This window comes from Kutzneria sp. CA-103260 (assembly GCF_018263855.1).
Lineage (GTDB): Bacteria > Actinomycetota > Actinomycetes > Mycobacteriales > Pseudonocardiaceae > Kutzneria.
Genome location: NZ_CP073318.1, coordinates 8,031,092 through 8,056,021, shown reverse-complemented (window position 1 = coordinate 8,056,021; position 24,930 = coordinate 8,031,092). Strand labels below are relative to the sequence as shown.

Annotated in this window: 3 protein-coding genes and 1 pseudogene; all 4 read left to right on the top strand. The window is 71.5% G+C overall.

The features are described from left to right. The first annotated feature begins 25 nt into the window (after window positions 1-25). The 4 genes and pseudogenes from JJ691_RS35265 to JJ691_RS35250 all read left to right on the top strand — a co-directional run bounded on the left by JJ691_RS35265 (window position 26) and on the right by JJ691_RS35250 (window position 24,919). A complete protein-coding gene (locus tag JJ691_RS35265) occupies window positions 26-1,081 on the top strand; it encodes a prephenate dehydrogenase (RefSeq protein ID WP_211763881.1) in 1,056 nt (351 codons plus the stop codon). A gap of 123 nt (window positions 1,082-1,204) precedes the next feature. Further along, a complete protein-coding gene (locus JJ691_RS35260; RefSeq protein ID WP_211763880.1) occupies window positions 1,205-3,145 on the top strand; it encodes an ABC transporter ATP-binding protein in 1,941 nt (646 codons plus the stop codon). A gap of 32 nt (window positions 3,146-3,177) precedes the next feature. Then, window positions 3,178-12,485 (top strand): annotated as a pseudogene (locus JJ691_RS53470) (amino acid adenylation domain-containing protein). Window positions 12,486-12,739: 254 nt separating this feature from the next. Beyond that, a complete protein-coding gene (locus JJ691_RS35250; protein WP_211763879.1) occupies window positions 12,740-24,919 on the top strand; it encodes a non-ribosomal peptide synthetase in 12,180 nt (4,059 codons plus the stop codon). Window positions 24,920-24,930: the final 11 nt, after the last annotated feature.

Here is a 24,930-nt window from a genome sequence, read left to right as displayed (position 1 = left end):
CCGGTGCGCGGCCTAAGAAGGAGCGGTGACCATCGAGCAGGCGCTCATTGTCGGCACCGGACTGATCGGCACTTCGGTCGCGCTGGCCCTTCGCGAGAAGGGGGTGGCGGTTTACCTCTCCGATATCGACGCGCAGGCCGTGTGGCTGGCGCGGGAACTCGGCGCGGGCCAGGAGTGGAACGGCGAGGAAGTGGACCTGGCGGTGCTCGCGGTGCCGCCGCACATTGTCGGGGAAAGGCTCGCCGAGCTGCAGAAACAGGGCGTCGCGCGGGCCTACACCGATGTCGCCAGCGTGAAGGTGGACCCGATCGCCGACGCGGAGCGGCTCGGGTGCGACCTGGCCTGCTACGTGCCGGGGCACCCGCTGGCCGGCCGGGAGCGGTCCGGCCCGTTCGCGGCCCGCGCCGACCTGTTCCTGGGCCGGCCCTGGGCCCTGTGCCCCGGCCCGGAGACGGATGCCGGCGCCGCGCGGCTGGCGCGGGAACTGGTGTCGATCTGCGGGGCGAACGCCGTCACCGTGGGCGCGGCCGAGCATGACTCGGCGGTGGCGCTGGTGTCGCACGCCCCGCACGTGGTGGCGTCGGCGGTGGCCGCGACGCTGGCCGACGGCGACGACGTCGCCCTGGGTCTGGCCGGGCAGGGGCTGCGCGACGTGACGCGCATCGCCGCCGGGAATCCCTTGCTGTGGCGGATGATTCTGTGCGGGAACGCGCTGCCGGTGGCCGGGGTGCTGGAGCGGATCGCGGCCGATCTGGCGGCGGCGGCCGCGGCGCTGCGGTCCGGCGATCTGGCGGGCGTGACGGACCTGCTGCGGCGTGGCGTGACCGGCCACGACCGGATCCCCGGCACGCAGGGCGGGTGCGCCCTGGTCCGGGTGGTGCTGCCGGAGGGGCCAGGGGAGCTGGCCCGGCTGTGCACCGCGGCGGAGCTCGCCGACGTCGTCATCGAGGACGTCCGGCTGGAGCGGTCGGCGGAGCTGTCGGCCGAGGTGGCCGTGCGCGCGGAGGACGCCGGCCGGCTGGCCGAGGCGCTCCGCTTCCACGGCTGGCGCGTGCCGCCGGTTCGCGGCGTCACGGTGTGATCGGGGAATCCTTTCTCCCCGGGCCGGCCGGAAAATGTTCGCTCGGACGTACTCGTGGACATCGACGCCATTTAGCACGATAAAGATCGCTGACTGCACGTTTCGTGTGAGAGGGGTAGCCGCGTGGAGGTCGTGTTGCGCTTCGGGGGGGTGGAAAAGAGTGAGGGAGACCCCGATCCCTGGCCCACCAGGATCAGCCCGGGAACGCTGCGCCGGGTGTTCGGCTACTTTCGGCCGCACTTGGGCAAGGTGGCGCTCTACGTAATCGTCGCCGTGCTGGAGTCGCTCACCGTGGTCGCGACTCCATTGTTGCTCCAGCAGCTCGTGGACAACGGCATTCTCAAGAATGATGCCGGGGTCGTGGTCACGACGGCGTTGCTGGCCGCCGGGCTCTCGGTGGCGAACGCGGCGTTGGCGCTGGTGTCGGCGCACATCTCCGGGCTGATCGGCGAGGGCGTCACCTACGACCTGCGGGTGCAGGCGCTCGACCACGTGCGGCGGCAGCCGATCGCGTTCTTCACCCGCACCCAGACCGGTGTGCTGGTCGGCCGGCTGCACACCGAACTAATCATGGCGCAGCAGCAGTTCGGCTACCTGCTGGTCGCGGCCACCAGCGCGCTGTCGGTCCTGCTGGTGCTGGGCGAGCTGTTCTTCCTGTCGTGGTTCGTCGCCGTCATCACGCTGCTGATGGTGCCGCTGTTCCTGCTGCCCTGGATCCGGGTGGGCAAGGTGCTGCAGAAGCGCACCGTGCGGCTGATGGACATGAACGCCGGCCTCGGCGGCGTCCTGCAGGAGCGGTTCAACGTGCAGGGCGCGATGCTGGCCAAGCTCTTCGGCCGCCCGGACGAGGAGATGGCCGACTACCGGGACCGGGCCGAGGGGATCCGCAAGATCGGCGTGAACCTCGCGGTGTACGGCCGGATCTCCTTCGTCCTGATGGGACTGATGGCCTCGCTGGCCACGGCCGTGATCTACGGCGTCGGCGGCGGGCTGGTGCTCGGCGGCGCGTTCCAGCTGGGCACGCTGGTCGCGGTCGTGACCCTGCTCGGGCGGCTGTTCGGGCCGATCGCCCAGCTGTCCGGGATGCAGGAGACCGCGCAGACCGTGGTGGTGAGCTTCTCCCGCATCTTCGAGGTGCTCGACCTGAAGCCGCTGATCCAGGAACGTCCCGACGCGGTCGAGCTGGCGAAGGACACGGCGCCGGACATCCAGTTCGACAACGTGGTGTTCCGCTACCCCGCCGCGGACGAGGTGTCGCTGCGGTCGCTGGAGCACGTGCGGGCCGCGCGCGAGCGCGACGAGGTGATGGCCGATGTGCTGCGCGGCGTGGACTTCCACGTGCCGGCGGGCACCATGACCGCGCTCGTCGGACCGTCCGGCGCGGGCAAGAGCACCATGACCCACCTGGTGTCCCGGCTGTACGACCCGACCGGCGGGACCATTCGCATCGGCGGACACGACCTGCGGGACCTCACCTTCGACTCGCTGCGTGGGGCGGTCGGCGTGGTCAGCCAGGACGCCTACCTCTTCCACGACACGATCCGTGAGAACCTGCTCTACGCCCGCCCCACCGCCACCGAGGAAGAGCTGGTCGAGGCCTGCAAGGGCGCGCAGATCTGGGACCTGATCCAGTCCCTGCCCAGCGGCTTCGACACCATCACCGGCGACCGCGGCTACCGCATGTCGGGCGGCGAGAAGCAGCGGCTGGCCATTGCCCGGCTGCTGCTGAAGGCGCCTTCGATCGTCGTGCTCGACGAGGCCACCGCGCACCTGGACTCCGAGTCGGAGGCCGCCGTCCAGCGGGCCCTCAAGACCGCGCTGCGCGACCGCACCTCGCTGGTGATCGCCCACCGGCTGTCCACGATCCGCGAGGCCGACCAGATCCTGGTGATCGACGACGGCGGGGTGCGCGAGCGCGGGACCCACGACGAGCTGCTGGCCCTGGGCGGTCTCTACGCGGAGCTCCACCACACGCAGTTCGCCAACCCGGTCAAGCCGGTCGTCGACGACCCCGAGGAGGACGACGAGCCGGAGCCGTTGCCCCAGGTGGTTATCGGAGGATGACGATGAATTCCGCAGCACGGACCACGCCGACTGTGCTGGATCTGTTCGCCTGCCAGGTGGAGCGGACACCCGACGCGGTGGCCGTGGTCGACGGGGATCGGGTTCTGACGTACCGGCGGCTGGCCGAGCTCGCGGGACGGTTGTCCGGGCGGTTGACCGGCCGCGGCGTCCGCCGTGGCGACCGCGTCGCGGTGCTGATGGACCGCTCGGCCGACCTGGTGGTGGCGCTGCTCGCCGTGTGGCAGTCGGGGGCGGCGTACGTGCCGGTGGACACCGCTTATCCCGCACAGCGGGTGGCGTTCATGGCGGCGGATTCAGCGGTGTCCCTGATGGTCTGCTCCGACGCGACGCGCGACGGTGTGCCGTCGGGGATCGAGCCGGTCGTCGTCACGGACGCGGGTGACGGCGACGCGCCGGCGGTCACCGTGCGGCCGGCGGATCTGGCCTACGTCATGTACACCTCCGGCTCGACCGGCACGCCGAAGGGTGTGGCCGTGCCGCATCGCAGTGTTGCCGAGTTGGTCGGTGATCCCGGCTGGGCGGTGGAATCCGACGACGCGGTCCTCATGCACGCGCCGTATGCCTTCGACGCTTCCCTGTTCGAGATCTGGGTGCCGCTGGTGTCGGGCGCTCGGGTGGTGATCGCCGAGCCGGGGCCGGTGGATGCCCGTCGCCTGCGGGAGGCGGTCGCGTCCGGCGTCACGAGGGCGCACCTGACCGCGGGGAGTTTCCGTGCGGTGGCGGAGGAATCGCCGGAATCCTTCGCCGGGCTCCGTGAGGTGCTGACCGGCGGTGATCTGGTGCCCGTGCACGCGGTGGAGCGGGTCCGCGCGGCTTGCCCCGAAGCCCGGATCCGGCATCTGTACGGGCCGACGGAAACGACCCTGTGCGCGACGTGGCATGTGCTTGAGCCGGGGGACGCGCTGGGTTCGGTGTTGCCGATCGGCCGTCCGCTCTCGGGCCGTCAGGCGCAGGTGTTGGACGCGTCGCTGCGGCCGGTGGCCCCGGACGTGATCGGCGACCTGTACCTGTCCGGCGCTGGACTGGCCGACGGCTATCTGGACCGGGCGAGCCTGACGGCGGAGCGGTTCGTGGCCGACCCGTCCAACCCCGGCACGCGGATGTACCGGACCGGTGACCTGGCCCGATGGACCGCCGACGGCGAGTTGCTGTTCGCGGGCCGGGTCGACGACCAGGTGAAGATCCGCGGCTTCCGGATCGAGCCCGGCGAGATCGAGGCCGCGCTGACCGCGCAGTTGGACGTCCACGAGGCCGTGGTGGTGGCGCTCGACGGCCGCCTGGTCGGCTACGTGGTGGCCGACGTGGACACCGATGTCGTCCGGGAACGTCTTGCGGCGGTGCTGCCGGAGTACATGGTCCCGGCCGTGCTGACCAAGTTGGACACCCTGCCGCTGACCGGCAACGGCAAGGTGGACCGGGCGGCGCTGCCCGCGCCGGAGTTCACCGCGCACGCCACCGGCCGCGAGGCCGGCACCGAGGCCGAGCGGGTGCTGTGCGGTCTGTTCGCCGAGGTACTCGGCCTGGAACGAGCCGGTGTCGACGACGGCTTCTTCGAGTTGGGCGGGGATTCGATCGTCGCGATGCGGCTCGCGGCCCGTGCGGCCAAGGCCGGTCTGCTCGTGACGCCGGCCCAGGTCTTCGCGGAGCAGACCCCCGCTCGGCTGGCCGCCGCGGCCGGTGCCGTGTCGGCTGACAGCGTTGCGGATCGAGACCTGATCACGCTGGCCGCGGAGGACGAGGCGGAGCTGGCGATCGTGGCTCCGGGGGCCGAGGCGGTCTGGCCGCTGGCGCCGCTCCAGGCGGGCCTGCTCTTCCAGTCGAGCATGGACGACCAGGGGCCCGACATCTATCAGACGCAGTGGCTCCTGGAGCTGACCGGGCCGTTGGACACGGCCCGGCTGCGGGCCGCGTGGGAAGGGGTTTTCGCCCGGCACGCCGAGCTTCGCCTGAGCTTCCACCGACTCTCGTCGGGCAAGACGGTGCAGGCCGTCGCCGGGCCCGTCGCCCTGCCGTGGCGGGAGGTGGACCTGTCCGGCGCGAACGATGTCGAGGCCGCGGTCGAGGCCCTGGCCGAACAGGAGCAGCAGACCCGGTTCGATCTGGCCCGGGCCCCGCTGTTCCGCCTGGTGCTGGCCCGCCTCGCCGCGGACCGGTTCCGCCTGCTGGTCGTCAACCACCACATCCTGACCGACGGCTGGTCGGTGGCGGTGGTCCTGAACGAGGTGTCCGAGGCGTACGCCGGCGGCGGGCAGGTCCCGGAACGGGCCTCCTACCGTGACTATCTGTCCTGGTTGGACAGTCAGGACAAGGACGCGGCCCTGGAGGCTTGGCAGACCGAGCTTTCAGACCTCGACGAGCCGACGCTGGTCGCGAAAGCGGTCGACGCCACGGACTACGACTACCGCGTCGCCTACCTGCCGCAGGATCTGTACGCCAGGCTGACCCGGTTGGCCCGCGACCACGGGCTGACGCTGAACACCGTGGTGCAGGGCGCCTGGGCGCTGGTGCTGGCGCGACTCGCGCGGCGGACCGACGTGGTGTTCGGCACCACCGTCGCCTGCCGTCCGGCGGAGCTGCCGGGCGTGGAGTCGATGCTGGGCCTGATGATGAACACGGTGCCGGTCCGGGTGCCGCTGGCCGGCGGGCAGTCGGTCGCGGACCTGCTCACCGACCTCCAGCGCCGACAGACTTCCCTGACGCCGCACCAGCATCTGGGGCTGACGGAGATCCAGAAGGCGGCCGGCCCGGGCGCGGTGTTCGACACCCTGCTGGTGTTCGAGAACTACCCGCGCGACTTCGCCGGCCGGTACACGTACCTGGGCACGATCGAGGGCACCCACTATCCGCTGACCGTCGGCGTCATCCCGGGGGAGCGGTTCCGGATCCAGCTCGCCTACTGGCAGGGGCAGGTCGACGAGGCCGTCGCCGACTCGCTGCTGGCCTGGTTCGTCGGTGTTCTCGACGCGATTGCCGCCGATCCCGCCGGCCTCGTGGGGCGGATCGGCGTGGGCACGGCCCCGGTGCGCGACTGGGATTCGCCTTTGGTGGCCGGGGAATCGCTGCCGACGTTGGTCGGGCGGATGGTCGCGCAGCGACCGGATGGCGTGGCCGTGGCCGACGGCGATGGCGAGCTGTCGTACGCGCGGTTGTGGGAGCGGTCGCTGCGGTTCGCCGGTGCGCTGCGGGCTCGTGGCGTCGAGTCCGAGTCCCGCGTGGGCCTGGTGGTCGGGCGGTCGTCGTGGTGGCTGGTCGGGATGCTGGGCGTGATGCTGGCCGGCGGCACGTTCGTGCCGGTGGACCCGGCGTATCCGGACGAGCGCAAGACTTTCATCTTCGGCAGCGCGGATCCCATGTTGGTGGTGTGCTCCGGGAAGACGCGGGACGCGGTGCCGGCGCAGTACGCGGACCGGCTGGTGGTCATCGACGAGGTGGAACTGGTCGACGGCACGGAGTTGCCGCACGTCGGTCCGCGCGACGCGGCGTACGTGATCTACACGTCGGGGTCGACGGGACGGCCGAAGGGGGTCGTCGTCACCCACGCCGGGCTCGGGAATCTGGCGCTGGCGCACATCGACCGGTTCGTCGTGACGCCGAAGTCGCGGGTCCTCCAGTTCGCTGCGCTCGGTTTCGACACCATCGTCTCCGAGGTGATGATGGCGCTGCTGTCCGGGGCGACGCTGGTGATGCCGCCGGACCAGGACCTGCCACCGCAGGCCTCGCTGACGGATGCGTTGGAGCGGTGGGACATCACGCAGGTGAAGGCGCCGCCGTCGGTGCTCGCCACCGTCGACGCGCTGCCGGCCCGGGTGGACACGGTGGTGGCGGCGGGCGAGCTCTGCCCCCCGGGCCTGGTGGACCGGCTGTCAGCCGACCGTCGGATGATCAATGCCTACGGGCCGACCGAGACCACCATCTGCGCGACGATGAGCTGGCCGCTCACGCCGGGCCAGCACCCGATTCCGTTCGGCGCGCCGGTTCCGGGGGTTCGCGGCTATCTGCTGGACTCGTTCCTGCGCCCGTTGCCGGCGGGGGTCACCGGTGAGCTGTATCTGGCCGGGATCGGCGTGGCCCGTGGCTATCTGGGGCGTTCGGCGCTGACGGCCGAGCGGTTCGTGGCTGATCCGTTCGTGCCCGGTGAGCGGATGTACCGGACCGGGGATCTGGCTTACTGGACGGATCAGGGCGAACTGGTGTCCGCCGGGCGGGCCGACGACCAGGTCAAGATCCGTGGCTTCCGGGTCGAACCCCGTGAGGTCGAGTTCGCCCTGTCCAGCGATCCGAACGTCACGCAGGCCACGGTGACCGTCCGGGACGGCCGCTTGGTGGCGTATGTGTCGCCGGGCGACATCGACACCCAGGCGCTACGGGATGAGCTCGCGTCCCGGCTGCCCCAGTACATGGTGCCGGCCGCCGTGATGGCGCTGGACGTCCTGCCGCTGACGGCGCACGGGAAGATCGACCGCCGCGCGCTGCCCGATCCCGTCTTCACCACCGGGACGGGCCGGGAACCGGCCACCGAGGCCGAGCGGATCCTGTGCGCGGTGTTCGCCGAAGTGCTTGGCCTGGAACAGGTCGGGGTCGGCGACAGTTTCCTGGAGCTGGGCGGGGACTCGATCTCGTCGATGCAGCTCGCGGCCCGTGCACGGCGCGACGGCATCTCGCTGACTCCACGACAGGTGTTCGAACTTCGTACTCCCGAACGACTCGCGCAGCTGGTGGCGGAATCGCCCACGGCGGAGCGTGATCACGCCGCGATGGCCGACGGTGTGGGCGATGTCGCCTGGACGCCGGTGATGCGGATGTTCGGCGACGGTGCTGTGGCTCCTGGGTTCGCACAGTGGGTTGTCGTTGGTGCGCCTTCGGATCTGACCGAGAAGGCGTTGGTGACGGCGTTCACGGCGGTGGTCGACACGCACGACATGCTGCGGGCACGGGTTGCGGACCGACGTTTGGTGGTAGGCGAGCGCGGCTCCGTGAATGTGGCCGGGCTGGTCACGCACGTGAAGGGCGGTTCGCTCGACGACGTCGTGGCGAATGCCGTGGGGCGGTTGGATCCGGCGGCGGGCGTGATGGTCCAGGCCGTGTGGGTGGACGCCGGGACGGATCGGATCGGTCGCCTGCTGGTGGTAGCCCATCACCTCGCGGTCGACGGGGTGTCGTGGCGGGTCCTGGTGTCGGATCTGCAAGCGGCGTACGAGGCGGTGGCCGCGGGACGGGCTCCGGCGTTGGATCCGGTGCCGGTGTCGTTCCGGCGGTGGGCCGGCTTGCTGGCGCAGTGGGCGGTCTCCGCCGAGCGGGTCGCGGAAATGCCGGCGTGGCAGGCGATTCTCGGCCAGGAGGAGCAGCCGGTGCCGCCCGCGCTTGGCGGTGTTCGCACGCAGTCGTGGATGGTGCCGGAAGCGCAGACCTCGGTGTTGGTGGGCCGGGCGCCGGCGGTCTTCCACTGTGGGGTGCACGAGGTTCTGCTGGCCGGGCTGGCCGGTGCGGTGGCCCGCTGGCGCGGCGGCGACGTGGTGCTGGTGGATGTCGAAAGCCACGGCCGCCATCCGGTGGGGGACATGGACTTGTCCCGCACGGTGGGCTGGTTCACCAGCACGCATCCGGTCCGGCTGGACGTGACCGGGATCGACCTGGCCGATGTGCTGGCCGGCGGTTCGGCGGCCGGGAACCTGTTGAAGGCGGTCAAGGAGCAGTCGCGGGCGGTGCCCGGAGACGGCCTCGGCCACGGGTTGCTGCGCCATCTCAACGCCGAGACGGGGGCGGCGCTGGCGGCCCTGCCGTCGGCGCGGATCGGGTTCAACTACATGGGCCGGTTCGTCGCCGGCGACCAGGGCGACGTGCGGGCGTGGCAGCTGGCCGGGGACATCGGCAGTGCCACGGATCCGGGCACGGAACTCCCACATGCCTTGGAAGTCAACGCGATCGTCCAGGATCTGCCCGATGGTCCGCGACTGTCGCTCATGGTGGAATGGCAGGGCGACCTGCTCGACGAGGTCGAGATCGAACGACTGGGCCAGGCCTGGCTGGACACGCTGGCCGGGCTGGCCCGGCAGGCGGGCGATCCCGCCGCGGGCGGACACACCGCCTCCGACTTCAGTCTCCTCGACCTGGACCAGGACGAGATCGAGGGCTTCGAAGCACTAGCAGCGGAACTCAGCGAAGGCCGGGCATCGTGAACAATTCGACCACGTCCTCTGGATCGGCGCTGGCGGAAGTCTGGCCGCTGTCGCCGATGCAGGAGGGAATGTTCTTCCACGCCTCGCTCGACGACGAGGCCCCGGACATCCACGTCATCCAGCAGTCGCAGTTCATCGACGGTCCCCTGGACACCAAGCGGTTCCGCGCGGCGTGGGAGACCGTCGTCAACCGGCACGCGGCGCTGCGCGCGAGTTTCCAGCGGCGCAAGACCGGCGAGACGATCCAGCTCATTCCCCGCCAGGTTCCGCTGCCCTGGGCCGAACACGACCTGTCCCACCTGGCCGAGCCGGACGCGCTGGCCGAGGTGAGCGTGCTCGCCGAGCGGGAGCGGGCCCGGAAGTTCGATCTGACCAGGCCGCCGCTGCTGCGGCTGACGCTGATCCGGCTCGGCCCGGACCGGCACTGCCTGGTGACGACGAGCCACCACCTGCTCATCGACGGCTGGTCGCGGGCGATCATCGAGGCGGACCTGCTCCAGGTCTACGCCGGCGCGACACCGCGGCCCCCGGGGTCCTACGGGGACTATCTGGCCTGGCTGGGCCGGCAGGACCGGGAAGCCGCGAAGGCGGCCTGGCGGGCGGAGTTGGCCGGTGCCGACGGAACGGCGCTCGGGCTCCCGGAAACGCCGGGACGGGCGCCGGGACTGCCGGACCGGGAAGTGGCCAGCTATTCAAGGGAGTTCACTTCCGCGCTGGCCGAGTTCGCCCGCGGTCACGGCCTGACGCTGAACACGCTCATCCAGGGGGCGTGGGCGTTGGTGCTGGCCCGGCTGGCCCGCCGCCGTGACGTGGTGTTCGGCGCGGTGGTCTCGGGCCGTCCGGCCGAGCTGTCCGGCGCGGAGCAGACCGTGGGGCTGTTCATCAACACCGTCCCGGTGCGTGTGCGGTTGGACGGCGGGCAGTCGGTTCTCCAGCTGCTGACCGAGTTGCAGGGGCGGCAGTCCGCGCTGATGTCGCACCACCACCTCGGGCTGCCGGAGATCCAGAAGCTCGGCGAGGCGAGCTTCGACACCATCGTGGTGTTCGAGAACTACGCCGACCCGACGGCGAAATCCGACTCCCCCGGCGGTCTCCGGTTCACCCTGCGGGACTTCCACCAGGCGACGCCGTACGCGATCACGCTGGGGGTCATGCCGGGTGAAAGCCTGGAGTTCGAACTCCAGTACCACCCGGACGTGCTCGACGGCCTCGTCGCCAAGGGGGCGATCCAGGGGCTCACCCAGGTGCTGGAGCGGATCATCGCGGCGCCGGGCACAGCGGTGGGCCGCCTGGACGTGATGGGTGACGCCCAGCGCGAGCTGATTGTCCGGCAATGGAACGAGTCGGGCCCGGCACTGGGCGCGCCGTCGGTGGTGGACCTGTTCCGTCAGCAGGCGGAGAAGACGCCCGAGGCGACGGCAGTGGTCGGCAGCGACCGGGAACTGTCGTTCCGGGAGCTCGACGAGTGGTCCGGTCGGCTGGCTCGGGTCCTGGCCGATCGGGGCGTGCGCCGCGGCGACCGCGTCGGGGTGGTGCTGGAGCGGTCGGTGGAGCTGCTGGCGGCCTGGCTCGCGGTGTGGAAGGCGGGCGCGGCGTTCGTGCCGGTCGACCCGGACTACCCGGCGGACCGGGTGGCCTTTCTGCTGGCCGACTCCGCGGTCGTGGCGGTGGTGTGCCGGGCCGGGATCTCGATTCCGACGGAATATCAGCAGATCATCGTGGACGAGCCGGTCGACGGCCCGGTCCATCTGGCGCCGGTCGGGCCGACCGATCTGGCGTACGTGATGTACACGTCCGGATCGACCGGGACGCCGAAGGGTGTGGCCGTCTCGCACGGCGGCGTGGCCCGGCTGACCGGGTATCCACTGTGGAACATGCACCCCGGCGACGCGATTCTGATGCACGCCCCGCACACCTTCGACCCGTCGCTGTTCGAGGTGTGGGTGCCGCTGGTGGCGGGTGCGCGGGTGATGCTGGCCGAGCCGGGCGTGATCGACGCGCAGCGGCTCGCCGCCCATGTGGCCGACGGTCTCACCGCGGTGAACTTCACCGCCGGGCAGTTCCGGGCGCTGGCCCAGGAAGCGCCGGAATCCTTCTCAGGTCTGCGTTACGTGCAGACCGGTGGCGACGTGGTGCCGCTCGGCGCGGTGGAGCGGGTCCGACAGGCCTGCCCGACGTTGCAGGTCCTGCACACCTACGGTCCGACGGAAACCACGTTCTGCGTGTCGTGGAACATGATCGAGCCCAGCGACCCGGTGGGGCCGACGCTGCCGATCGGCGTTCCGCTGCCGGGCCGGCGGCTGTACGTGCTGGACGTCTTCCTGCGGCCGGTGCCGCCAGGCGTCACCGGTGATCTCTACATCGCCGGCGCCGGGGTGGCCCACGGCTACCTGGGCCGCACGCCGTTGACGGCGGAGCGCTTCGTCCCCGATCCGTTCGTCCAGGGTGAGCGGATGTACCGCACCGGCGACGTGGCGTACTGGAACGGCGAGGGCCAGCTGGTGTTCGCCGGGCGGGCCGACAACCAGGTCAAGATCCGTGGCTTCCGGATCGAGCCGGGCGAGATCGAGGCGGTGCTGGCCGAACAGCCCGGCGTCGACGAGGCGGTGGTGGTGGCCCGGGACGGCCGCCTGCTCGGCTACGTCGTGTCCGCGACCGGGGCGGATCCGGCCCGGCTGCGCGAGCAGCTCGGCGGACTGCTGCCGGAGTACATGGTGCCGGCGGTGGTGATGGCGCTGGATGCGCTGCCGGTGAACGCGAACGGCAAGGTCGACCGGGAAGCGTTGCCGGATCCCGATTTCGGCGGCCGCGTCTCCGACCGGGAGCCGGCCACGGAGACCGAGCGGGTGCTATGCGGCCTGTTCGCCGAGGTGCTGCGGTTGGAGCGGGTCGGCGTCGAGGACAGCTTCTTCGAGCTGGGCGGGGACTCGATCACCTCGATGCGGCTGGCCGCGCGGGCCCGGCGCGAGGGCGTGGCCTTCGGCGCGCGGGAGGTGTTCGAGCACCGGTCGCCGGCGGGGCTCGCGGCGTTCGTCGACGGGGAGGCGCCCGCCGTGCCGGAGCCGGCCCCGGCCGACGTCGCCCTGCTCGACCTGGGCCAGGACGAGATCGACGAATTCGAGACCGAGTTCGACGCCGTGTGAGTTCATCGCTGTCCAGAACTGAGTAATCGCGAATGGCGGGGCCGGCATTTGCCGGTTCGCCATTGGCGGTCGTAGTGGTGTGCGTTGGGCCGGGGGTATTGGACATGTTGTCCGCCCCGGCCCGTCGGGCGGAAGATTCTGCTGCGGGGGACATGCCGTGATCGGCGATGGCCGCGCCGGCCCCGATCGGGGAATTGGCGGCCGGGTTTCGGCGGCGCACGTTTCAGCCCTTCGCTGACCGAGGGAGATAGTTGATGGCTCAGTCGCGGATCGAGGACATCTGGCCGCTGTCGCCGCTGCAGGCCGGGTTGATCTTCCATGCGGTCTACGACGGCGAAGGGCTCGACGTCTATGTGGGGCACTGGATCCTGGAACTCGACGGGCCGGTGGAGGCGGCCCGGCTGCGGGCGGCGTGGGACGCGCTGCTGACCCGGCACGCCCCGCTGCGGGCCTGCTTCCGGCAGCGCAAGTCGGGCGAGACGGTGCAGATCATTCCCCGGCAGGTGGAGCTGCCGTGGCGCGAGGTCGACCTCTCCCACCTCGACGACGCCGACGAGGCCGTGCGGGAACTGGCCGAGCAGGACCGCACGAAGCGGTTCGACCTCGCCACCGCGCCGCTGCTGCGGCTGACCCTGATCCGGCTCGGCGACACCAGCCACCGCCTGGTGGTGACCTGCCACCACACGATCATGGACGGCTGGTCGCTGCCCATCGTGCTCGACGAGCTGTCGGCCCTGTACGCGGCCGACGGCGGCCCGGCGGACCTGCCGGCCGTGACCTCGTACCGGGACTACCTCGCCTGGCTGAGCCGGCAGGACAAGGACAGCGCGCTGGCGGCGTGGGTGGCCCAGCTGCGTGGCTCGGACGAGCCGACGCTGGTCGCGCCCGCCGATCCGGGTCGAGCGCCCTCCGTGCCGGACAGCGTCGAGGTCGAGTTCCCGGCGGACCTCGTGAAGTCGCTGGAGGATCTGGCTCGCGCCCATGGTCTGACGTTGAACACGGTGGTGCAGGGCGCGTGGGCGTTGCTGCTGGCGCGGCTGGCGCGCCGCACGGACGTCGTGTTCGGGACCGTGGTGTCGGCGCGCCCGCCGGACCTGCCCGGCGTGGAGGGCATGGTCGGGCTGTTCCTCAACACCGTTCCGGTTCGGGTGCGGTTGGACGGCTCGATGTCGGCCGTCGAGCTGCTGACGACATTGCAGAAACAGCAGTCGGCGCTCATCCCCGACCAGTACGTGGGATTGGCGGACATTCAGCAGGCGGCCGGCCCGGGCGCTGTCTTCGACACATTGCTGGTCTTCGAGAAGTTCCACCACGCGCCGGACCGGCCGGAATCAGCCGACAGCTTCGGCATTCAGGTGAATCAGGGGCAGGAAGCCGCCCACTATCCGCTGACATTGGTCGCCGTGCCCGGCGACTCGATGCTGGTCAAGCTCGACTATCTGACGGACTTCTTCGACCGGGACACGGCGCTCTCCATTGTCGAGCGATTCGGCGAAGTGCTGCGGCAGCTGACCGGTGACGGGATCACGGTCGCCGAGATCGACGTGACGACCGCGGCCGAGCGTGCGCTGGTGGTCGGCGAATGGGGCACGGCGGCCGCCGCGGCGCCGAGCCGGCTGGCCCTGGAGCTGTTCGACGAGCAGGTGGAGCGGCGCCGCGACCGGCTCGCTGTGGTCGATGGTGATCGCGAGGTGTCGTACGGGGAACTGGCCGAGCACGCGGAGCGGCTTGCCGGCTATCTGAGCGGTCAGGGCGTGCGGCGCGGGGATCGGGTGGCCGTGGTGATGACCCGGTCCCGCGATCTGATCGCGACGCTGCTCGCGGTGTGGAAGACCGGCGCGGCCTATGTGCCGGTGGATCCGGCTTATCCGGCCGAGCGGGTGAAGTTCATGCTGACCGACGCCGAGCCGGCGGCAGTGGTGTGCGCGCAGGCGTATCGCGACGCGGTGCTGGACGGCGGGCTCGACCCGATCGTCCTGGACGACCCGCGGACCCGGCAGGCTGTCGCGGAAAGCACCCGTCTGTCAGCCGGCGTCGGTGCTGATGACGTGGCGTACGTGATGTACACGTCGGGGTCGACGGGCACGCCGAAGGGCGTCGCGGTGCCGCACGGCAGTGTCGCGGCGCTGGTCGGTGAGCCGGGCTGGGATGTCGGCCCCGACGACGCCGTGCTGATGCACGCCTCGCACGCGTTCGACATCTCCCTGTTCGAGCTGTGGGTGCCGCTGCTGTCCGGTGCCCGGGTGGTGCTGGCCGGAACCGGTGCGGTGGACGGTGCGGCACTGGCCGGCTACGTGGCCGGCGGTGTCACTGCCGCCCACCTGACCGCGGGCGCTTTCCGCGTGCTGGCTGAGGAATCGCCGGAGTCGGTCGCCGGCCTGCGCGAGGTGCTGACCGGCGGCGACGCGGTGCCGCTGGCCGCTGTGGAGCGGGTCCGGCGGACGTGTCCGGACGTGCGGGTGCGGCATCTCTACGGCCCGACCGAGGCCACGCTGTGCGCGACGTGGTGGCTGCTGGAACCCGGTGACGAGACGGGATCGGTGCTGCCGATCGGCCGACCGCTGGCGGGGCGGCGGGTCTATGTGCTCGACGCGTTCCTGCGGCCCGTGCCGCCGGGAGTCGCGGGCGAGCTGTACGTCGCCGGAGCTGGTGTGGCGCAGGGCTATCTGGGCCGTTCGGCGTTGACGGCCGAGCGGTTCGTGGCCGATCCGTTCGTCCCCGGCGAGCGGATGTACCGGACCGGGGACCTGGCGCACTGGACCGACCAGGGCGCGCTGGCGTTCGCCGGCCGGGCCGACGACCAGGTCAAGATCCGTGGCTACCGGGTGGAGCCGGGCGAGATCGAGGTGGTCCTGGCCGGCCTGCCCGGTGTCGGCCAGGCCGTGGTCCTAGCGCGGGCCGGGCAGCTGATCGGCTACGTGGTCGGTGATGTCGACCAGGCCCGGCTGCGCGAGCAGCTCGCCGCGACGCTGCCGGAGTACATGGTGCCGGCCGCGGTGCTGGTGCTGGCCGAGTTGCCGTTGACGGTCAACGGAAAGGTGGACCGGCAGGCCCTGCCCGAGCCGGACTTCGCCGCGAAGTCGACCGGCCGCGAGCCGGCCACCGAGGCCGAGCGGGTCCTGTGCGGGGTGTTCGCCGAAGTCCTCGGCCTGGACCGGGTTGGCGTCGAGGACAGCTTCTTCGAGCTGGGCGGCGACTCGATCTCGTCGATGCAGGTGGCCGCCCGTGCCCGCCGCGACGGCATCTCCCTGACGCCGCGGTTGGTGTTCGAGCACCGGACCCCGGAGCGCCTGGCCGTGGTGGCCCAAGGGGCTCCGACGACGAAGCAGTCCACAGTGGACGCCGGCGTGGGGGAGATCCCCCGGACGCCGGTGATGCGGGCCCTCGGCGACGACGCGGCGCGCCCCGGCTTCGTGCAGGCGCGGGTTGTCGTCACCCCGGCCGGCTTCGACCCGGACGCGCTGGTGACCGCCTTGCAGGCTGTGCTGGACACGCATGATCTGCTGCGGGCCCGAGTGGAATCCGACGGTCGGCTGGTGGTGGCCGAGCGGGGCGCGGTGGACGCGGCTCGCCTGGTGACGCGGGTGGCCGCCGGGACCGGGAACATCGACGAGACCGCCGCGCACGAGGTCGAGACGGCAGCGGGCACGGTGGACCCGGCGGCGGGAACCATGCTGCGCGCCGTGTGGGTCGACGCCGGAAGTGCCGAGCCGGGGCGGTTGGCCCTGGTGGCGCACCACATGTCCGTGGACGCGGTCTCGTGGGGAATCCTGCTGCCGGATCTGCGTGCGGCCTACGACGAGGTCATCGCCGGCGGAACCCCCGACCTCGAACCCGTGCCGACGTCGTACCGGCAGTGGGCGCGGCGGTTGACCGAACAGGCGCTCAGCGAGAGCACCGTCGCGGAGATCGAGCACTGGGTCACTGCGCTGGACGGCGTGGACCCGTCGCTGGAGCAGCAGCCCGGGCAGACGCACTCGTGGTCCGCGACCCTGGCCGGCCCCGTGGCCCGTGGCCTGGCGGCTCAGTTGCCGGGCGCTTTCCATTGCGGGATCCAGGAAGTCCTGCTGGCCGGCCTCGCCGGCGCGGTGGCGCGCTGGCGTGGCGCGGACGCCGGGTTGCTGGTGGACGTGGAGGGCCACGGTCGCGAAGCCGCCGACGGCGAGGACCTGCTGCGCACCGTGGGCTGGTTCACCAGTGTGCACCCGGTCCGCCTAGAAGTCGCGGGCGTCGACCTTTCCGCTGCGGTGGCGGGGAATGCGGCGGCCGGGCAGTTGCTGAAGGCCGTGAAGGAGCAGGTCCGCGCGGTCCCCGGCGACGGGCTCGGCTACGGGCTGCTGCGCTATCTCAACCCCTACACCGCGCCCCGGCTGGCCGATTTGCCGTCCCCGCAGATCGGGTTCAACTACCTCGGCCGGACGAGCCTCGCCGCCGCGGACGCCGCCTGGCAGCAGTTGGGCGAAGGCCCGCTCGGCGGCGGCCCGGACATGGTTCTGGCCCACGCGCTGGAGGTTGGCGCGGAAGTCCAGGAAACGCCGGCCGGTCCCCGGGTGGCGCTGGCCATCGACAGCCGGGACCTCGACCCTGCCTCGGTGGAACGGCTTGGCGCGGCGTGGCTGGAGATGCTGACCGGCCTCGCCGCCCACGCCGAGAACCCTGACGCCGGTGGGCACACGCCGTCCGACTTCGCTCTGGTCGAGGTGACGCAAGGGGATGTGCAGGAGCTGACCGCTGCGACGCCGAGGCTGACGGACATTTGGCCGCTGTCGCCGTTGCAGGAAGGCATGCTCTTCGAACGGGCCCTCGATGAGGACGGGGTCGACGTCTACCAGACGCAGCGGATCCTGGACCTCGACGGACCGCTCGACCCGGCCCGGCTGCGCGCGGCGTGGCAGCAGGTGATCGACCGGCACGAATCGCTCCGGACCAGCTTCCACCAGGTGGAGTCGGGTCAGACGGTGCAGGTTGTCGCCGACGGCATCGAGATCCCTTGGCAGGAAGCGGATCTGTCGCAGCTCGACGAGGCGGCCGCGGCCGCGGAGGTCGACCGGCTGGTGGCGGCCGACCAGGCCGAGCGGTTCGACGTGACCAGGGCTCCGCTGCTGCGGCTGCTGCTGATCCGTCTCGGTGCGCAGCGGCACCGGCTTGTCGTGACCTCGCACCACGTTCTCCTGGACGGCTGGTCGACACCGCTGGTCCTGGGCGAGATGTCGACCGGCTACGCGGGCGGACCGGTCCCGTCGACGGCACCGTCCTATCGGGACTATCTGGCCTGGCTGAGCCGTCAGGACCAGGACGCGACGCGGTCGGCGTGGAGGTCCGAACTGGCCGGGGCGGCCGAGTCGACCCTGGTGGACGCCGACGCCGGCAAGACCATGGTGATGCCGGACAACCACTCCGAGTGGCTGCCCGAGGAAACGACCCGCGCCCTGGCCGACTTCACGCGTGGCCACGGCCTGACGACGAGCACCATCGTGCAGGGCGCGTGGGCATTGGCATTGGCGCGGTTGGCCGGCCGGACCGACGTGGTGTTCGGCACCGTGGTGTCGGGGCGTCCGGCCGACGTGCCCGATGTCGAGCGCATGGTCGGCATGTTCATCAACACCATCCCGGTCCGGGTGCCGCTGGATGGCGGCCAGCCGGTGCTGGAGATGCTGCAGGACCTCCAGGCGCGCCAGTCGGCGTTGACCGAACATCAGTACCTGGGCCTGTCGGAGGTGCAGAAGGCCGCCGGCACCGGCGCGGTCTTCGACACCATCGTGATGATCGAGAACTACCCGCACCAGGCCGCCGGTCTCGGCGACGACGGCGGGGTGGCGATCAGCTCGGTCGTCACGCGGGCCGGCACCACCTACCCGCTGACCATGACGGTCAGCCCTGGTGAGCGTTTGCGGATCAACGTGTCCTACCGGCCGGACCGGATCGGCCAGGAGACTGCCGCCGAGATCGCCCAGCAGGTCGTACGGGTCCTGGCCCGGGTGGTGGCGGAGCCCTCGCTGCCCGTCGGCCGCCTGGACGTGACAACCGAGTCAGCGCGCGAGTCCGTGGTGGAGCAGTGGAATTCCACCGGCGAGGCGTCCAGCGCGTCGTCCGTGCTGGAGCTGTTCGGTCGGCAGGTCAACGCATCGCCAGACGCGGTGGCGGTCGTGGACGGGGACCGCACCCTGTCCTACGCCGAACTCGACCGTGAGTCGGACCGGCTGGCCGGACACCTGGCCGGACGGGGCGTGCGGCGTGGCGACCGCGTTGGTGTGGTGCTGGAGCGTGGCGCGGACCTGTTCGTGGCCCTGCTCGCGGTCTGGAAGGCCGGTGCCGCGCAGGTGCCGGTGAACGTGGACTACCCGGCGGAACGAATCGAGCGGATGCTGGCTGACGCCGGTGCCTCGATCGCGGTTTGCGCTGCTGCGACGAGGAATGCGGTGCCGGACGGGATTGAGCCGGTGCTGGCCGACGCGCCGGAGATTGACGGAGTGCGGCCGCCGGTAGCGGTCGGGGCGCACGATGTGGCCTACGTGATGTACACGTCGGGATCGACCGGCGTGCCGAAGGGCGTCGCAGTCCCGCATGCGAGCGTGGCGGCCTTGGCCGGCGACCCGGGCTGGTCGCAGAGCCCCGGTGACTACGTGCTGCTGCACGCGTCGCACGCGTTCGACGCTTCGCTGGTCGAGATCTGGGTGCCGCTGGTCAGCGGGGCCCGGGTGCTGGTCGCGGAACCGGGCGCGGTCGACGCACAGCGGCTTCGCGAGGCGATCGAGCGCGGCGTGACCACCGTCCACCTGACGGCCGGGAGTTTCCGTGCGGTGGCCGAGGAATCGCCGGAGTCCTTCCGTGGGCTGCGCGAGATCCTGACCGGCGGTGATGCGGTGCCGCTGGCCTCCGTCGCTCGGCTGCGCGAGGCCTGCCCGGAGGTTCGGGTCCGGGAGCTCTACGGCCCCACCGAGATCACCCTCTGCGCCACGTGGCACGTCATCGAGCCGGGGGCCGAAACCGGCGACACCCTGCCCATCGGGCGGCCGCTGGCCGGCCGGCAGGCCTACGTGCTCGACGCGTTCCTCCAGCCGGTGGCCCCGAACGTGACCGGCGAGCTCTACCTCGCCGGCGCCGGTCTGGCCCACGGCTACCTGAATGCCAACGGACCGACCTCAGAACGGTTCGTTGCCAACCCGTTCGCGACCGGCGAGCGGATGTACCGCACCGGCGACCTGGCCCGCTGGACCGACCGGGGCGAGCTGCTGTTCGCCGGGCGCGCCGACTCCCAGGTGAAGATTCGGGGCTACCGCGTCGAACCCGGGGAGATCGAGGCCGCACTGGTCGCGATTCCCCTGGTGGCACAGGCAATTGTGGTGGCACGGGAGGACCGTCCGGGCGACAAGCGCCTGATCGCCTACGTGACCGCGGATGCCGGCCTGGAGCCGGACGCGGTGCGGGGGCAGCTGGCGGAGCGGCTGCCGGAGTTCATGGTGCCGGCGGCGGTGGTGGTCCTGGACAGCTTCCCGTTGACGGTCAACGGGAAGATCGACCGGGCCGCCCTGCCCGCCCCCGAGTTCACCGGGAAGCCGGCCGGTCGCGAGCCGCGCACCGAGACCGAGCGGGTGCTGTGCGACCTGTTCGGCGAGATCCTCGGGCTGGACCGGGTCGGCGCCGACGACAGCTTCTTCGAGCTGGGCGGCGACTCGATCCTCTCGATGCGGCTGGCCGCCCGCGCCCGGCGCGAGGACGTCGTCTTCGGTGCGAAGCAGGTCTTCGAGCACAAGACGCCGGCCGGGATCGCGGCGATCGCCGAGCGCGGCGTGCAGCATCGGGCATCCCTCGCTGATGGTGTCGGCGACGTCGAGTGGACGCCGGTGATGCGGGCGCTGCTCGAAGGTGATCCGCACGCGATGACCCGAGGCGCCATGGCCCAGTGGGTTGTCGTGGGTTCGCCCGCCGACCTGACGGAAGCCGTGCTGACGGTCGGCTTCGGCGCGCTGGTCGACACCCACGACCTGTTGCGCAGCAAGGTCGTCGGAGACCCGCCCCGGCTGGTGGTGACCGACCGGGGAACGGTCGACGCGGCGACGCTGGTGGAGCGGGTAGAGGCGGGCGACGGCGACCTGGACGACATCGCCGATCGTTGTGCCGCTGAGGCGGCCGCGCGCCTCGATCCCGCCGCCGGCGTGATGATCCGGGCCGTGTGGGTGGACGCTGGACCCGGCCGTATCGGGCGGCTGGTGGTGGCGGCCCACCACCTCCTGGTCGACGTGGTGTCGTGGCGAATCCTGTTGCCGGACCTGCAACTGGCCTGCGAGGCCGTGGCGGCGGGCCGGGAACCGGTGCTCGACCCGGTGGACGTCCCGTTCCGGAGCTGGGCGCGGACGCTGACCGATGAGGCGGCGATCCGGACCACGGAATTGGCGACGTGGAAGGAAATCCTTGACGGCGCGCTGTCAAGGGTGGGCGAGCTCGACCCGGCGCGCGACACCATCTCGACCTCGGGACGTCGATCCTGGACCGTGCCGAGGGAACACGCGGGCGCGCTGGTGGAGAAGGCCACCACGGCCTTCCACTGCGGTGTCCACGAGGTGTTGCTGGCCACCCTGGCCGGCGCGGTGGCCCACTGGCGCGGCGGCGACGCCGTGGTGGTGGACATCGAAGGCCACGGCCGCCAGCCCATCGGCGAGCTGGACCTGTCACGGACGGTCGGCTGGTTCACCGACGTGCACCCGCTCCGGCTGGACGTGACCGGGATCGACACGGCCGAGGCGATCGCCGGTGGCGGCGCGGCCGGCCGATTGCTGAAGACTGCCAAGGAGAACGTGCGGGCGGTGTCCGACGGCGGGCTCGGTTACGGGATGCTGCGGCACCTCAACGCCGAGACCCGGCCGGTTCTCGCGGCACTGCCGGCGGCGGAGATCGGGTTCAACTACCTGGGCCGCTTCTCGCCCCGAGTCGACGGTGCGACGCAGCCCTGGCAGATCGCGGGAACCATTGGCGGCGCGGCGGAAGAGGACCTGCCGCTGCGGCACGTCGTGGAGGTCGACGCGGTCGTGCTGGACGCCGCCGACGGCCCCGAGCTCACCGTGACCGTGACCTGGGCCGGCCGGATTCTCGACGAAGCGGGGGCCGACGAGCTCGGGCAGGCGTGGCTGGATCTGTTGACCGGCCTGGCCAAGCACGTCGACACCGACGGCGCCGGCGGCCACACGCCGTCCGACTTCCCGCTCACCGCGCTGACTCAGCCGGATGTGGCCGAGGTCGAGGCCGCCGTGCCGAGTCTGGTCGACATCTGGCCGCTTTCCCCGCTCCAGGAAGGCCTGCTGTTCCACGCCGTCGACGAGCGCGGCCCGGACGTCTACGCGGGCATGCGGACCGTCGCCCTCGACGGCCCGCTGGACGTCGCCCGCTTCCGGGCGTCCTGGCAGACCCTGCTTGACCGGCATCCCGCGCTACGGGCGAGTTTCCACCAGCTCGGGTCCGGCACGGCCGTCCAGGCGGTCGCGGGCGATGTGACGCTGCCCTGGCTGGAGACTGACCTGTCCCAGCTGCCCGAGGACGAGGCGCTGGCCGAACTCGGGCGCATCGAGACACAGGCCCACACCGACCGGTTCGACCTGACCAAGTCGGCGCAGCTGCACCTGCACCTGGTGCGCCTCGGCGACCGCCGGCACCGGCTGATCCTCCGGTCGCACCACATCTCGGCCGACGGGTGGTCGCTGCCGGTCTTCCTGATCGAGGTGATGGCCGCCTACGAAGGCCGGGACCTGCCGACTCCGACGTCGTACCGCGACTATCTGGCTTGGCTGGCCCGCCAGGACAAGGCGGCCGCCCGGGAGGCGTGGCTGACCGAGCTCGCCGGCCTGGACGAGGCGACCAACGTCGTGCCGCCGGAGACGATCACCGCGCCGATCGAGCCCGACCGGCTGCGGTTCGCGCTCGACGACGAGCTGAGCCGGCACCTGGTGGAGTTCACCCGTCGCCACGGCGTCACGATGAACACGCTGTTCCAAGGGGTTTGGGCGCTGCTGCTGGCCCGGCTGACCGGCCGTGACGACGTGGTCTTCGGGACCACGGTGGCCGGGCGGCCGATCGAGATCCCCGGCGTCGAGTCGGCGGTCGGCCTGTTCATGAACATGCTGCCGGTCCGAGCCCGTCTCGTTGGCGCGCAACCGGTTCTGGACATGCTGGCCGACCTCCAGCAGCGGCAGGTCGCGCTGATGCCGCACCAGCACGTCGGACTGGCCGAGATCAACCAGTTCGCCGGTCCCGGCGCGGCCTTCGACACGATCGTGGTGTTCGAGAACTACCCGTCCCCGCCGCCCCCGTCCGACGACCCCGACGTGCTCGCCATGCGCCCGGCGGCCATCCCGGACGACACCGGGCACTACCCGCTGTCCATCCGCGCCTCCGAGGGTGGCGGCGTCCACGGCGAGATCATCTACCGTCCGGACGCCTACGACCGGGTCCAGATCGAAGAACTGCTGGCGTCGATTCTCCGGGCGCTGGAACAGGTTGCGGCCAACCCGCTGCTGCCGGTGGGACAGGTCGGACTGATCGGTCCGGAGCAGCGCCGCCTGGTGGTGGACGCGTGGAACCAGACTGATGTGCCGCTGGCCGCGGAGGCTTTGCCGGTGCTGTTCCGTCGGCAGGTGGAGCAGTCGCGGGACGCGGTCGCGGTGGAGGACGGGACGCGGAGCCTGTCGTACGGCGAGCTGCTGGACGAGGTGGAGTCGCTGGCCCGGCTGCTCGTGAAGTTGGGCGTGCAGCGGGAAACCCGGGTGGGCGTGGTGGTCGGGCGCTCGGTCGACCTGGCCGTGACCCTGATGGCGGTGTCCTTCGCCGGCGGGGCGTTCGTGCCGGTGGATCCGGACTATCCGCGTGAGCGGGTCGAGCTGATGCTGGCCAGTTCCGCGCCGAAGGTGTTGGTGTGCACGGCGGCGACCCGATCGGTGGTGCCGGCGGAGTTCACCGGCACGGTGCTGGTGCTGGAGGAACTGCCCGCCGCCGACCCGGCGGTGCAGCTGCCGCCGGTGGCGGCGCGGGACGCGGCGTACGTGATCTACACGTCAGGGTCGACCGGTGTGCCCAAGGGCGTGCTGGTCACCCACTCCGGCCTCGGCAACCTGGCGCGGGCGCACATCGAACGCCTCGGCGTGACGTCCACCTCGCGGGTCCTTCAGTTGTCCGCCATCGGATTCGACGCCATCGTCTCCGAGCTCTACATGGCGTTGCTGGCCGGCGCGACCCTCGTGCTGCCCGACGCGGCGAACATGCCGCCCCGGGTGACGCTGGGCGACGCGCTACGCCGTGGGGGCATCACCCACCTCACCGTGTCGCCGAGCGTGCTGGCGTCCGAGGAAGACCTGCCGGACACCCTGCAAGGCCTGCTGACCGGCGGCGAAGTCTGCACGCCCGCGTCGGTGGACCGCTGGTCGCCGGGCCGTCGGATGATCAACGCGTACGGGCCGACGGAGACGACCATCTGCTCGACGATGAGCGCCCCGCTGTCCCCGGGCCACGAGGTGGTCCCGCTCGGCGGCCCGATCCACAACGTGAGGCACTACATCCTCGACTCCTTCCTCCAGCCGGTGCCGCCCGGCGTGGCCGGCGAGCTCTACATCACCGGCGTGGGCCTGGCCCGCGGCTACCTCGGCCGACCGGGCCTGACCTCGGAGCGGTTCGTGGCCAGCCCGTTCCGTACCGACTCCCTTGGGCCAGGCGAGCGGATGTACCGCTCCGGCGACCGGTTCCGCTGGACCCGGGAGGGCCAGCTGGTCTTCGTCGGCCGGGTCGACGCGCAGGTCAAGGTGCGCGGCTACCGGGTCGAGCCGGCGGAGATCGAGGCCGTGCTGCTGGAGCACCCGTGGGTCGGCCAGGTGGCGGTCGCCGTCCGCCGGGACGGGCCGGGCGACAAGCAGTTGGTGGCCTACGTCGTGCCGACGGCCGACGCCCTGTCCACCGAGCTGGTCAGCGCCCTGCGGGAGCTGGCCGCCGACCGCCTGCCGGAGTACATGATGCCGGCGGCGTTCGTGCCGCTGGACAAGATGCCGTTGACCCCCAACGGAAAGCTCGACCAGCGGGCGTTGCAGGCCCCCGACTTCGCCGCGCTGTCCTCGCGGCGGGAGCCGCGCACGCCGATGGAGGCGACGCTGTGCGAGCTGTTCGCGGAAGTGCTCGGCCTGGACCAGGTCGGCGTGGACGACAGCTTCTTCGAACTCGGCGGTGACTCGATCATCTCGATGCAGCTGTCGGCCCGGGCCCGGGGCCTCGGGCTGAAGCTGACGCCGTGGCAGGTGTTCGAGGAGAAGACGCCGGAACGGCTGGCGGCCCTGGTCACCGAACTCCCGGCCGAGGACGAGACCGGGACCGCCGCGGCGTCGGAGCCCGCCGGGAGCCTGCTGCTCGACCTCTCACCTGACCAGATGGACCAACTCGAAATCGGACTGGCCGGCGAATGACCGCCATTAGG